We start from the raw sequence: 12,883 nt of genomic DNA, 5'->3' as shown, positions 1-12,883 counted from the left end.
CTGGTTCAAATGCATTAAACCCTGAATGTAGTTCTGGAAATCGTGGTTCCTACGTTCTACAATTGACTCAAGGTCTTCTTCCACAAGTTCTCCTGCGATCTTGTAGATCATTGCGAACGGATGTCTTGATCCTTCCTCCATTTCAGAAAGATCGGGACCGATAAGTGTGAACTTACCGTCCTCGATCTCGTCCATTGGAGTAGCCCTTACAAGCTCGTAACCTTTCGATTTCGGTCCTGAGAGTTCGACGTGCATGCCGTCTTTCCTAATCCTCTCCCCTTCGAACATCGGTGAGATCTCAAAAGGGTATTCGTCTGCCATATTTTGTCCTCCGTAATTGCATTTAATATTTGTAAATATGATTTATGATTTGTCGGGTCTTAGAGATTCTCTATCAATTCATCCAGTGCTTCGAGGAGTATCTCAGGAGTGATGTTACCAAATGACATGGTAGCGTTCTGAAGGTAATACTTGTCGATGGATATGGTCTTAAGGTTTGAGAAATTTTTCAAACCTGAATATACCTGATTGATATAGTACTTGTAATGTCCCAGCGTGATAATTGTATCATACTGTCCTTTCCCGTCAAGGCCGGTCCAGTCTGGATCACATAGATATGTTGCAAGGGCGTGGATGTTAATGTATTTAGCATCCACGTCGGCATCGACAAAACCCTTCATAGAATGACCGGTAGCAGCTACCGGTATATCTGCCTTCTTTGCGATCTCAATAGTACGTTTCAACAGCTCTTCATCTTTAAGGATCTGGGACCCTACAACGAACAGAGGCCGCTTTGCCTTCGATATCATTTTCCCGGCAACATTTGGCTGAATCGCTTTTGAGGTCTTACAGCCATATGTGCAGTGCATCTGAGTATTTTTAATAACGTCGACCATGATTTAAGCCTCCTTGCAAAGTCTCTTAAGGTTGGTCGGCTGTGCTGAAACATCTGATTTCATCACTGGTCCTGAAAGAATCTTCTTCCTCTTCCAGTCGATCTCCCAACCATGCTCTTCTTCCAGTATCTTCAGCAGCTCTTGACGTTTTGCAAGCGGAAGATCTGTTTCCATCCTCACATAATTCTGCCAGTCATCTGGCATGACACCAAGATACTTCTGGCTAAGCTCGATATAATGCGTCAGCTTGATCATCCTTCCCATGTTGTTGTCACTTGGGCGGATACAGCTCTTTGCAAGCATAGGCATCATTTCCTCGATAGTTTCACAGGTTGTGAGCAGGAACTCCGGGGCAGCCGGGATCTTCATCTCACTGCCATCCCTTGCATCGTACACATTCCACTTATCTTCCTTATAGGGCTTTGCAATCAGTGCCCTGCGGTACTTTGAACCGTGAGGTCCAAGAATGACAGGGATACCGAGCCTTGTGCAACCTGTACCTATGGATGCAGCTTTCTGGGAATATGCTCCCCATGCAACACCAACAGCACCGACACGGTTGAGTGAGTAATCAGCAAGCTCTTCGTAGTTGCCTGAAACCTGTTTCTGTGCAAAGATCGCTGCGACCTTGATGACAGCTGCAGTTATATGTCCGTTGGATACACAGGAACCTACGTTGATAAGTCCACCACTCTTGAATTTTGCAGGATACTTTTCATAAAGTGTCAGACCGTCCTCGTCCTTGTACATTCCAAGGTCCATTGCGGAACATCCTGAAACAACAACAATATAGTTCCTCTGAAGCATCTCCTTTGCAATGTCGAAAAGGTCCTTTGTACCATCAGGGTAGTTGGAACATCCAACCATTGCAACAATTCCTGGTGTTGTACCAAGGACAAGATTAACACCCTCTTCCCTGATCTCAGGATCACTGATAGGTCCTCTACCAGCACGTACCTTTCCGATCTCGCTGCGGATCAGTTTCTGAGAGGATTTCTCGATGACGTTAACGATATCAATATCTTTTGGGCAGGCAAATTCACATCTGCCACATCCGAGACACTTGTCATGGATCCACTCGAACTTTGTGAAGTCACCCTCCTTTCCGAGTTTCATTGCTTCGCTTATTGGCAGGTTGTCAGGACATGCTATCTCACAGGCAAGACAGTGGACACATTTGTCGACCTGTTCCTTTAGCTCTTCCTCTGTAGGAAGTGCCTTAATACCTTTCTGCTTCCTGATCTCAGACATCATCATTGCAAGTCTTGGAGCGATCTCTCCGACCTTCTCGAAGTCGAGCAGCAATGCTCCTGGTTCCTTTCCGCTTGTAAGGTCAGCAAGGATATCTTCGACATCATCATTGGAACGATCTTTCAGACCGTACATGACCTTGTCATTGGTAGTGATCACAGGTATCATGAGCTTCTGTGCTTCCGGAAGAACATCTGCACGGATGCACTGCTCATCAACAACGATAACATCAGGAGCACCTGATCTGATCACCTTAAGCTCTTTTGCAAGGGACCCTATGATCTTGGCCTTAGGAACCTGATCCTCTGCTGAACCGTCCATCTTGTAACGGGTCATGTCAAGTGCAGTACAGCACAGACCACCAAGCTCGATCTTATCGGTAAGATCGTTGTCTTCCATGTAATCAATAATATCGGTGACAGCTGCTACATTGTGACCGATAACAATGAGATTTGGCTTGGATGGGTCTATGCAACCCATCCCGATGTCTGCAAGTGGTGGGTTTGCATCGGATTTAGGGAAACCGAGACACGAGATCTGGATAATGTCGGAAACTTCCATACCTACATGGTCGATCATACCACCGTGCATTGCCTTTGACTCAAAGTCAATAGCTGCCCCTTCCTGACCCGCGTGAACTGTTGCAAGCAATTGCGTGAGCTGTTCTTCCACATAGTTCAGTACAATATCAAGATCACCAAGTGTTTCTGGTTTGAGACCTGTAACAGCCTGAACGTTCGGAGCTATAATATTAGTAGGTCCGACATCCAGGGGATAATCTTTTCCGTACAGGTCGATCATATGGTGAAGAAGGTGTCTTCCGTGTCCGGCGTGTGCAGCTGCACCTGTCATGACACGAAGCATGAACTCACGTGCATTGTGGGCTTCAAGATTGATGCCACAGGCACCTTCTTTATTTCCACTCAAGTCACATGGACCGAAGGTACAATAACAGCACTGATCACACATTGGTGTATAGATTGGTTCGTATCTTTCAAAGATAGTATGATCCCAATCTCTTAATGAAGATACACCGGGCTTAGGTGTAGGCCCCATCTCCTCATCGCTTTTATCGGTCTGTTTTTCAATAGCACCTACAATGTTATTGATGGTGATCTGAACATTTTCAAGGTCGCCGATAGAAAAACTACCTGTAGTTAGCTCACTCATATATTTTATGTCCTCCTGGATTGAAACTCTCATAGTTAGACTGATATATTAGACTATTTTCCGAGAGTGTTACGAATTGAATAAAACGTAATAACTTGCTTACAGTCTTTGGACTGTTGGATGTAATAGGTAAATCCAATATATAAATATTTTGCTAATTTGTCATGATTATACTAGACAAATTATTTGGTTTGTTTACGCTGTTAAACAAATAGAATGACCAAATCATTGCATGTTGACCATAAATGCATGAGGGTGATCTAAATTATAGACATATTGGAATGTAAAAGTGTAGTATTATAGAAGTATAATTAAACAATTATTGGAAATCATTTTATCAGATAGCAGATATTAACTTAATGAATACACTCCAATATAGTGTTTGGGAGGATAGCTTGGATAATAAATGCTGGATATGTGGTAAACAGGAACCTATGATGTATACCTGCCGCTTTTGCGGAAATCAATATTGCTCCGATCACCGGCTGCCTGAAAGGCATGCTTGTACAGGACTTGACAGGGAGAATGGACAATATAAGGGATATTCGGATAATAATTACCGCGGTGACCATAGAAGCTCAGGCCAAACATCCAATACTAACATGGATGAACTCGTGAAGAACATGATGAAAGAAGCGGCAAAGACCGCAGCAAAAGGAGCTGCATCACACGCTGCCCGCAAAACACGTTCATCGATAAAGACAAGTCCCTCAATGGCTATTATCTTCATTTGCATAATTTCATTCTTCCTGGAAGCCATACCGGGCTACGCAGCGGCGTTCCAGTTAATTCCGGGCCTGATGCTCTCAAGACCATGGACACTTATCACACACATGTTCCTACATGCCAGTTTCGGACATCTGTTCTTCAATATGCTTGTTTTGTTCTTCTTTGGTAGGGAACTTGAAAAACGCATCGGAAAAGACCTTTTCCTCTATGTTTACTTTATCTCAGGAATAGTTGCAGCACTTGGATATTCGATAACCAGCACAGCCGGTTACCCGATCGTAGGAGCTAGCGGCGCGATCATGGGAGTCTTTGCAGCACTTACCGTACTAGCACCTGAGATGGAAGTATACGTATATTTCATTCCGATGAAAATAAAATACGCACTCGTACTGTTCGTACTTCTTGACTTTATGTTGTTGAATGCAAACGATATGGTAGCCCACACAGCCCACCTTAGTGGAGTCCTGGTAGGAGTTTTCATGGGTTACAGGCTCAAAAAAACGATTGAACAGCGCAATCGGAATTACTACAGTTTTCGAAGGTGATCTGTCTGAATGATAAAAGGTCCCGTCTTGCAAATTACCGCCCTCGACCTGAAACCGGGGAAGAGATACCGATCCAGTTCATAGAGATGGAAGAAAAGATCGCAGGATGGGCACCTGAACTGAAAAGGACTATATATCTGGACAAGGCATCAGAATATGATCCTGAAAATTTCAAACGGGTCAGAGAAGTATTCCTCCTTAAGGTGTATAATTGGTTCCTTGATGGGATCAGTGTTATTGAACTAAAACCTGAGGAGAGGATACAATTTGAAGATATCCTGAATGACCATCTCCTTTACGGCGGAGAGGTTCGTTACACACGGAAAAAACAGGGTAAGAAAATACATAATTGTTTTTTGCTTGCAGAGGCCCCGATAACGGTCCGTGCTAAAAGGATCGCTATGGCAGATATCCTTTAAAAGTGAGCAGAAACAATATATATATATATATAGCATACCCTCATTTCTTCATTAGGAAGTAACTCAGGGGAGTTGACCATAGAATTATTGAATTGGATTACATAGAATTATTAAGAATGCATCTATTAGATTAGTATTTATATATTTGAAGAAAGAATATAATTAATTGAATGTGTAGTCATATCATTATTCTAAGAAAAGGCCGAGGGAAACATGCAGAACGTTAAAACCGGATTTAACTCCATTGTAAAATATCTTAGTACAAAGAAGGAAACCGGCAGGAGGAGCATTGGTCTTTTGGTCGATGGCCCGAATGTATTACGCAAGGAATTCAACGTCAACCTTGAAGAGATACGTGACGTACTAAAAGAATACGGCAACGTGAAGATCGGGAGAGTATTCCTGAACCAGTATGCATCAGACAAACTTGTAGAAGCCATTGAGAATAATGGATTCGAACCCATCATCTGCTCCAGTGATGTCGATGTGCGTCTCGCAGTAGAAGGAATGGAGCTTGTCTACAATCCAACAATCGATACAATCGCGCTTGTCACAAGGGATGCTGATTTTAAACCTCTTCTGAACAAAGCCAATGAGCATGGAAAAGAGACCATATTATTTGGGGTAGAACCCGGATTCTCAACAGCACTTAGAAATTCAGCAGATTATGTAGTCATACTTGAGAACAACCAGATGAACTATAATGAAGAAGAAGTAGCTGAAAAAAAAAGAATACAAAAAGCTTCTTTAAACGTTCATAAATAAGCTGAGAATTCTGCATGATAACATGCAGATCTCGTTTTATATCAATATTATTTAAGATCGTAAGATCCTTGCCTGAACATTAATGTGAACGCACATTGCGGATCATTTCTTCGAGCCTTTCTCTCGAAAGACCTTTTTTGACCTCAGTACAGTTCTTTACCTTGGATATCAATGCGCATAGCTCGTCTTGGTCAAGCTCATAGCCAAGGTCATTTACAATGCCTTTCAAAGCTTTTTTGCCAGTATGCTTGCCAACAATGAGGTTACGCTTCCCACCGACCATTTCAGGAGAGAAAAGCTCATATGTCCTTGGCTCTTCAAGAATTGCCATTACATGGATACCAGATTCATGCGTGAACGCATGCTTTCCAACAACTGCTTTATTGACAGCTGTGGGAAGACCTGAATATTTTTCAAGTTTCCTGGAAATACTGTTCAATTTGGTCGTATCATACGTTTCAATACCATGCTGCACCCTCAATGCCACCAGCAGTTCCTCAAGAGATGCATTACCTGCACGCTCGCCGATGCCATTAATAGTTGTATGCAATTGCTTTGCACCAGCCTCAGCAGCAACCAACGTATTTGCGGTAGCCATCCCAAGATCATTGTGACAGTGGATACATATAGGCGTATTAACGACCTTCTTGACCTCACTAACAAGGTAGTGTGTTGTAGCAGGGCTCAATATACCAATGGTATCAGCAATGCTCACATAGTCCACATGATAATCTTCTGCTGCCAGAAAGGCTCTCTTGAGGGTCTCAATGTTCGTCCTTGTGGCATCCTCAGCGGCAAACCTTACCTTGAGACCGTGGTCCTTTGCATGTTCGATGGCACCCATCGCGCAACTGAAAACATCAGCACAGCTTTTGTGGTATTTGAACTTTAAATGAAGATCTGACATAGCAATGAAAATGCTGACAATATCAACATCACAATCGATAGCTGCATCGACATCATTTATGACAGAGCGTGCAAGGCAGCAGATGTTGGCATCAAGACCCAAATTGCTGATCTCCTTGACGATATCTTTCTCCGAAGTCGAGACTACCGGAAAACCAGCTTCAATGACCTCAACGCCGATAGAATCAAGTTCAAGGGCAAGGTCTATCTTTTCATCCCTTGTAAAAGCAACACCAGGGGTTTGTTCGCCATCCCTTAATGTAACATCACATATCTCGATATCAAGAGGACTCTGATCAATGAAGTTCATTAGTTCATTTTTAGAATAATCAGTATTTGCCATAATATAGATTCCCGTTCGAGTGTTTGAAAGGACACTATATAAATACGTAGGTTTTGTCTCCAATATATACAATTATCTAAGCTTGTTCTGTACCCTTTCATAGAATCCACTGGCAGATATCTCCACAAATCTGGCAGGCATGTCTGACATTGTCAATGTTACCACATCATTTTTCTGAATTGTGTGCGTATACTGCCCATCGACAACAAGTGCAGCTTTCTTCTCCGGTACGATCATCTCTACTTTGATAATACTGCTTGCAGAAACAACCCAGGGCCTTGCTGATAATTTAAATGGTGCAAGCGGGACGATCAATGTTGCATTCACTGCAGGATCAATCAGAGGACCACCTGCGCTCATAGCATAAGCAGTGGAGCCGGTAGGAGTTGCGATAACAACACCATCTGCACGCATCTCTTCTGCTTTTTGATCATCTATGGTTATCCTGAACGTCAGTATTTTTGCAGGCCTTGCGGTCGTTAGCACAACCTCATTGGTCGCAGCAGGAATGGATTCCCCATTAAGATCAATAGCCAACCTGGAACGTTCGGAATATTTGAAACCTTCAAGGACTTCCTCAATGGTACTTATCGCTTCGGACGGATTGACCTCCACAAGAAAACCCACCGTACCCATATTAATTCCAAGTATCGGAAGAGGGTCCTCCATACGGGCAATATTTCGAAGAACAGTACCATCTCCGCCAACGGAGATAAGTAACTCAACACCATTTTGCCTCATCAGCTCAACAGGTATTATCTCCACGCCTTCAAGCTTTAAAGGGAGGGCTGTATTGGGAGATAATGCTATTTCCACTTTTGACCTGAAAGTATCAACGATCCTACTGACCATCTCAAGTGCATCCGTGTGGTCACATCTTGACACGATCCCGATCTTCCTGATGGTCATTTGTTCACCTCTTCACAAGCTTTAATATGTCTGAATGAGCACATCCGTTCGATGCTATCATATATACAGGGTTTATCACACTATCTTTTAATTTGAGAGTATTTCCATCCCCATCAGTGACGATACCACCGGATTCTTCTATTATCAACTTACCAGCTGCAACATCAACAAGACGAAGAGAACCGCGGACATCCACAAAAGCATCCAGCCTTCCGGATGCCACATAGCACAATTCCAGTGAAACGCTGCCAAATATCCGGATCCTCCGAACCTTCTTGCACAGATATAGCGTCCTCTCCACATTTTTGCGATAACCATAGAGGCTTACACAGAACTCGTTTAATGAAGAACATTTAGAATGGTAGATCCTTTTATCATTGAAATATGCACCCTTCCCGGATTCCGCATAGAACGTATCTCCGTTCGCAAGATTTCTCACATATCCGAAATAGGTGGAAGATAGGTCCGGCTCGCCGATAGCAATGGAAATGCCATAAACTGGGATATCGTGGGCAACATTGTACGTTCCGTCAAGCGGGTCCAGTATTATGGTGAACTCCGGATCATCACCGAACACAACCTCACCCAGCTCTTCGCTCAATAAACGGATCGAACGACCATCAGCCTTTAAAATTTCAATGATCGCTTTCTCAGAAACATCATCTATCAGTTTAGTATCGGTTCCATCAGCCCCGACATATACAGTCCTGAATGCTTCTTCAGTGCCCACAAGATCGGAAATTGCATTTGATGCAGACTCCGCAAGAAGATCACAGAATTCCAGCATTTGTTGAGATACCGACATGGTCAAAAGAAAATTAGGGTATTAGATGCCCATTGTTTTATTTGTTATCTCTATGGACCTTGACGCATCGGATTCGAGTTCCATCATTGCACGAATGGCATCGACATTCTCAGGAATTACATCTGATTCCTGGTGGATGGCCTGGAAGAAATAAAGTTCTCCCTCATACATCGTTATGGATTCATTCCAGATGCAGTTCTCCCACATGTCGCCCCTTGGCCTGCCAAGGTCCTTTGCGAGCTCCATTATCTCTGCTGTGGATGTGATACCCTGCCCTACGAACCTTACGCGACTCTGTTCTGCAAGAATGCTCTCAACATCTTCGGCAGTGCATTCCTTTTCAAGTTCAAGGTTGACAGTATGCAGGTGCATAAGTGTTGTAGGGAGTTTTACAGCAGTAGTTGCAATGTCGATGTTCGGAATGACCGTCTTTACATCAGGACCATGGTGGGATGGAAGCTTGATGGGGTTTGGAACGATCGCATTGATAGGACCGGTCTTAATATCTCCCGGATCAGCAGCCCTTCTAAGAAGGGTCACGCGTGCTTTTTTGATTCCAAATTCCTTATCGAGTGGTGATAAGACACGGCAAAGACCGGTAGTATTACAAGAAACTACCCTGACAAAGTCCTTTCCAAGAGCTTCATCATAGTTGGTCTCGGCATTGAATGAACAACCTGTAAGTGTGTGGGCTTCACCACCCTGCCAAATGGCCTTGATGCCTGCCTTCTCATAAAGGTCCTTGTTAGTAGCACCGACCTTTCCTGGAGTACAGTCAACTACGACATCTGCTGCTTCGATCATTTCCTCAACCGTGCCGGAAACCTCGATGCCTTCCTTTTCCATAGCTCCTACCCTGTCTGCGAGGGTATAGACATTGAAACCTTTATCCTTTGCCATTACGGTCTCAAAGTTAGGACGGGTCTTTGCAACACCGATGATCTCCATATCATCCTGAAGTGCTACAGCATCTGCCACTCTTTTCCCTATAGTTCCATATCCGTTTATTGCAACTTTAACCTTTGTCATTTAATGCACCTTCCATCCTGGATTTGACAAATAAGTATTGTATAAAATATTGTAATGATAAACATCTGTAATGCTGAATCACGATCACATAATGGCAGGAAGTAATCCTGTAGACCACTTGTGATAGGTATGTCCTGTTAATTCAGTTTCCAATAATTATAGTTTCCCCTTTTGAGAAGTCGATCTCTTTTATAGTACCAAAGATTATCGTCTTTTCCCCGAATATACCAGTCAGTTCGATGGAATCTCCATCGACCAACATTTTTGTGACGGACTCCATCACCAGTTCCTTTTCATCGCCTTTTATTACGATCACATTAAGTTCGCACATATATACACCTGTTTTTATGGCATTCTGTTTTATGAAATACCCTTTAGGAGAATTCTATCCAAACCAAACTTGCCCTAAATACTTTTACTATGTTCTTATAATAGATAACTACTTTCACATCAATTTAGCTCATCTGACAAGCTGTGCTACGGAATAACCCATTTCAAGCCCCATGTCCTCGGCAACCGCTTCACATTTTGTACGGAGGAGGTATGCTATGGGACCAAATGACCTTTCGGACATTGTTTCATAGTTAGCCATTCCTTTGCTTATGATCAGACTTGCATTCTCAAGGGCTTCAATGAACTCCGGTGGTGCTTCATCAAAACTTACACCTACTGCATTACAACCGGTGGTCAGGACACGGTCGACCTTCTTATCAAGCTCGTATTTTCTTACATCATCCATGGTCACATCTGTAAGCATAGGAGCACCCCTTACTACGAGAGTTATCTTACCGCCGACCTTTCGGATAATATCTAAGACCAGTGTATCGAGGATTATCTCCCCGCAGTTGTCTACGACATAGACGACATTATCAAGCAGATCGAACATCTCAGGAGTATCATCCACATCAAGTCCTTTACGGAATATATCTGCAAAGGTCCTGTCAAAGACATCCTCCCCCACATCGAATCCCATTATACCGAAATCGAAGAAATTGCCTATTACGGATGCAAGCACTGCCCTTCTGAACATCTCCAGGTCAGAAGGCTCGCCTTCATGAACAAGAGAATGAGCATAAGGATAGACCTTTTCAGCTATCTCATTGCTTAATATCTTAAGATCGAGATAAGGATCATCATCATTGAGCACTTCATATGCTTTCCTGTGGATAGCTGTCGAGACCACACCTGCCGGAACACCAGGGACGTAAGTATCTTTAAGAACATCGATACCCGCAAGCATTGTCTTGTGAATAAGTTTATCATCGTTTGTGGAAAGTTTTGCTTCGTAGTGAACTCTCGAAAGAAGGCAATATGTACATCTAGCATCCATTTTCATTGTTTTGATCCTTCTAATTATAGTGAACATATGGCCATTGGGACTGACCAGAGATCAGATTGTCATACCAAACAGACGCACCATAAATAAATTTAACGAAATGTGCCCTAGGTGCCCCAACTTTAGTAGATAAAACACATTTATTCGATAAATTATATCCAAAGCATTAGTAAATAATGTCTAAAAATTTGTTGAAAATTCACCTTAAAGGAAAATAAAAATGAGGAAGAATAGAGAGGTTTGCCTTTTCCGCCATCTAGTAGATAAGCATTTCGTATAATAAAGTTATTACCTTGCATTAAGTACGCAAAATGACCGGAAATATGCATTTCGAACCAAACTAAATAGCCTTTTAATCCAGTCCCTTCATAATAACTCTTACTTGTTTTAGAGAATATTCGACACCAAATTTATCTTTGATCAACTCTCTGACACGTGCAGTCGTCCAGTTCCCTTGCATCCTTAGATAGAACTTTAGATCACTCTTCTGATCATCGGTCAACTTGGAAGGACGACCGCCTGCATAACGCGGTAACAGACCGGAATAACCATCACGATTCCACCGTTTTTGCCATACGTATGCAGCCCTTTTGGTCACCCCGACCTTCCTTGCAGCTTCTTCGACAGAATCACCATTATACCTGTACCGGACAAAATATAGTCGATCAAGTATTTTAATAAGGATCTCGATATACCTAATTCTTTTATTTAGTTCTTCGTAAGTCAACTTTTTTTGAATAGGATACATTTCGGTTTTTACCATGGCAGCCGTTAATGATTTAAAAGTATAAATAGTTAAGTTCTACTTTGCAAATGTTTATATACGAGTATCATCAAGGAATATTTGCAATTAAGCAGGACAAACGACCGGTCGCGTTGAAACAATACGAGCGGGCTGCAAGATTGATATAATAAAGGTGATGAAAATGGGAAATCAAGAAATTTTTGACAAGCTCAAAAACGCAATAGTGAATCAAGATATCAACGGCTGCCCTGTAATAACACAGGAAGCTCTTGATGCAGGAATTACTGCTTTCGACATTATCAACGAAGCACTTGCACCAGGAATGAAGATCGTAGGCGACAACTTCGAAGCAGCAACAATCTACCTTCCACAGATAATGATGTCTGCAAAGGCAATGAAAGCTGCAATGGAGATCCTTGAGCCAATTCTCGCAGAAGAGAAAGGCGAAGATGAGGGTGTAGGTATGGCAGTAACTTTCGTACAGGAAGGAGATATCCACGATATCGGCCACCGTCTTGTTACAACAATGCTCGGTGCAAATGGCTTTGATATCCTTGACCTTGGAACAGATATTCCAAATGAGGATGTAGTAGAAGCAATTGCAAAGAACAAGGGTAAGAAAATGCTCCTTGTCGGTTCCGCACTGATGACAACATCAATGCTTGGCCAGAAAGATGTAGTAAGGTTACTCGAAGAAGAGAACCTCAGAGATTCCGTTAAGATCATGTTCGGTGGCGCACCAGTCACAGATGCATGGATCGAGGAATGCGGTGCAGACGGCACAGCCGAAAATGCAGCAGAAGCAGCAAGAGTAGCACTTGAACTTATGGCATAATATTGGGGGAACTTAAAATGACATTTACAAAATCAGTTACCTGCTTTGACTTCTACGACCGAGCACAGAAAGGCGAGAAATGTACCCAGGATGACTGGGATCTGATGACCATTCCAATGAAGTCAATGGAACTCAAGCAGAAATACAACCTTGACTTTGGCACCGAGACCGTTCCAACCGACAAGGACCAGATGGAGAGA

General features: G+C 42.8%; 14 protein-coding genes and 1 pseudogene. 5 read left to right on the top strand and 10 right to left on the bottom strand.

Annotated features, from left to right (window positions below):
- The 3 genes and pseudogenes from QAS77_RS06130 to cdhA form a co-directional block, all read right to left on the bottom strand.
- Positions 1-321, bottom strand: a pseudogene (locus QAS77_RS06130) (CO dehydrogenase/CO-methylating acetyl-CoA synthase complex subunit beta); the annotation flags it as partial.
- A gap of 59 nt (positions 322-380) precedes the next feature.
- Positions 381-896 carry a CO dehydrogenase/acetyl-CoA synthase complex subunit epsilon gene (cdhB, locus tag QAS77_RS06125; protein WP_305064482.1) on the bottom strand — a complete coding sequence of 172 codons (516 nt, stop codon included), beginning with the start codon at positions 894-896 and terminating at the stop codon, positions 381-383.
- 3 nt (positions 897-899) lie between these two features.
- The gene (gene cdhA / locus QAS77_RS06120) at positions 900-3,317 is read right to left on the bottom strand and encodes a CO dehydrogenase/acetyl-CoA synthase complex subunit alpha (RefSeq protein WP_305064481.1); all 2,418 of its coding nucleotides are present in this window, start codon (positions 3,315-3,317) and stop codon (positions 900-902) included.
- 395 nt (positions 3,318-3,712) lie between these two features.
- On the opposite strand from cdhA, the gene QAS77_RS06115 reads away from it, so the two are divergent.
- From QAS77_RS06115 to QAS77_RS06105, 3 genes are all read left to right on the top strand, one after another.
- Positions 3,713-4,591, top strand: coding sequence for a rhomboid family intramembrane serine protease (locus QAS77_RS06115; protein ID WP_250867942.1), 879 nt, complete (start codon positions 3,713-3,715; stop codon positions 4,589-4,591).
- A complete protein-coding gene (locus tag QAS77_RS06110; protein ID WP_250867941.1) occupies positions 4,588-5,010 on the top strand; it encodes a hypothetical protein in 423 nt (140 codons plus the stop codon). Before QAS77_RS06115 ends, QAS77_RS06110 begins: the two co-directional genes overlap by 4 nt.
- 213 nt (positions 5,011-5,223) lie before the next feature.
- Positions 5,224-5,775: a TIGR00288 family NYN domain-containing protein gene (locus tag QAS77_RS06105; protein ID WP_250867940.1), complete on the top strand. Its 552-nt coding sequence runs from the start codon at positions 5,224-5,226 to the stop codon at positions 5,773-5,775.
- A 79-nt stretch (positions 5,776-5,854) separates the two neighbouring features.
- On the opposite strand, the gene QAS77_RS06100 is transcribed toward QAS77_RS06105, so the two are convergent.
- The 7 genes from QAS77_RS06100 to QAS77_RS06070 form a co-directional block, all read right to left on the bottom strand.
- Positions 5,855-7,024, bottom strand: a complete 1,170-nt coding sequence (locus QAS77_RS06100) for a homocitrate synthase family protein (RefSeq protein ID WP_250867939.1) — start codon at positions 7,022-7,024, stop codon at positions 5,855-5,857.
- A gap of 72 nt (positions 7,025-7,096) precedes the next feature.
- Positions 7,097-7,933, bottom strand: a complete 837-nt coding sequence (locus QAS77_RS06095; RefSeq protein WP_305064480.1) for an NAD(+)/NADH kinase — start codon at positions 7,931-7,933, stop codon at positions 7,097-7,099.
- A 4-nt stretch (positions 7,934-7,937) separates the two neighbouring features.
- Positions 7,938-8,738, bottom strand: coding sequence for a bifunctional fructose-bisphosphatase/inositol-phosphate phosphatase (locus QAS77_RS06090; protein WP_305064479.1), 801 nt, complete (start codon positions 8,736-8,738; stop codon positions 7,938-7,940).
- 21 nt (positions 8,739-8,759) lie between these two features.
- A complete protein-coding gene (locus QAS77_RS06085; protein ID WP_305064478.1) occupies positions 8,760-9,767 on the bottom strand; it encodes a type II glyceraldehyde-3-phosphate dehydrogenase in 1,008 nt (335 codons plus the stop codon).
- A 142-nt stretch (positions 9,768-9,909) separates the two neighbouring features.
- On the bottom strand, positions 9,910-10,098 hold the full coding sequence (locus QAS77_RS06080) for a CooT family nickel-binding protein (RefSeq protein WP_250867935.1): 189 nt from the start codon (positions 10,096-10,098) through the stop codon (positions 9,910-9,912).
- Between the two features lie 129 nt (positions 10,099-10,227).
- A complete protein-coding gene (locus QAS77_RS06075; RefSeq protein ID WP_305064477.1) occupies positions 10,228-11,103 on the bottom strand; it encodes a damage-control phosphatase ARMT1 family protein in 876 nt (291 codons plus the stop codon).
- Between the two features lie 352 nt (positions 11,104-11,455).
- On the bottom strand, positions 11,456-11,866 hold the full coding sequence (locus QAS77_RS06070; protein ID WP_305064476.1) for a helix-turn-helix domain-containing protein: 411 nt from the start codon (positions 11,864-11,866) through the stop codon (positions 11,456-11,458).
- Positions 11,867-12,029: 163 nt separating this feature from the next.
- On the opposite strand from QAS77_RS06070, the gene QAS77_RS06065 reads away from it, so the two are divergent.
- Together QAS77_RS06065 and QAS77_RS06060 are read left to right on the top strand one after the other, a co-directional pair.
- Complete coding sequence (locus QAS77_RS06065) at positions 12,030-12,683, top strand: methyltransferase cognate corrinoid protein (protein WP_305064475.1); 654 nt, start codon at positions 12,030-12,032, stop codon at positions 12,681-12,683.
- 17 nt (positions 12,684-12,700) lie between these two features.
- A partial coding sequence (locus QAS77_RS06060; RefSeq protein ID WP_305064474.1) for a monomethylamine:corrinoid methyltransferase occupies positions 12,701-12,883 on the top strand: 183 nt, incomplete at its 3' end.

Source organism: Methanococcoides sp., assembly GCF_030594565.1.
Taxonomy (GTDB): Archaea; Halobacteriota; Methanosarcinia; order Methanosarcinales; family Methanosarcinaceae; genus Methanococcoides; species Methanococcoides seepicolus.
The sequence above is the reverse complement of the archived record's forward strand: the minus strand, read 5'-3'. Positions and strand labels throughout refer to the sequence as shown.

Coding starts and splice junctions, on each gene's coding strand:
- cdhB (WP_305064482.1), bottom strand. CDS start 896: ATGGTCGACGTTATTAAAAATACTCAGATGCACTGCACATATGGCTGT.
- cdhA (WP_305064481.1), bottom strand. CDS start 3,317: ATGAGTGAGCTAACTACAGGTAGTTTTTCTATCGGCGACCTTGAAAAT.
- QAS77_RS06105 (WP_250867940.1), top strand. CDS start 5,224: ATGCAGAACGTTAAAACCGGATTTAACTCCATTGTAAAATATCTTAGT.
- QAS77_RS06100 (WP_250867939.1), bottom strand. CDS start 7,024: ATGGCAAATACTGATTATTCTAAAAATGAACTAATGAACTTCATTGAT.
- QAS77_RS06095 (WP_305064480.1), bottom strand. CDS start 7,933: ATGACCATCAGGAAGATCGGGATCGTGTCAAGATGTGACCACACGGAT.
- QAS77_RS06090 (WP_305064479.1), bottom strand. CDS start 8,738: ATGTCGGTATCTCAACAAATGCTGGAATTCTGTGATCTTCTTGCGGAG.
- QAS77_RS06085 (WP_305064478.1), bottom strand. CDS start 9,767: ATGACAAAGGTTAAAGTTGCAATAAACGGATATGGAACTATAGGGAAA.
- QAS77_RS06080 (WP_250867935.1), bottom strand. CDS start 10,098: ATGTGCGAACTTAATGTGATCGTAATAAAAGGCGATGAAAAGGAACTG.
- QAS77_RS06075 (WP_305064477.1), bottom strand. CDS start 11,103: ATGAAAATGGATGCTAGATGTACATATTGCCTTCTTTCGAGAGTTCAC.
- QAS77_RS06070 (WP_305064476.1), bottom strand. CDS start 11,866: ATGGTAAAAACCGAAATGTATCCTATTCAAAAAAAGTTGACTTACGAA.
- QAS77_RS06065 (WP_305064475.1), top strand. CDS start 12,030: ATGGGAAATCAAGAAATTTTTGACAAGCTCAAAAACGCAATAGTGAAT.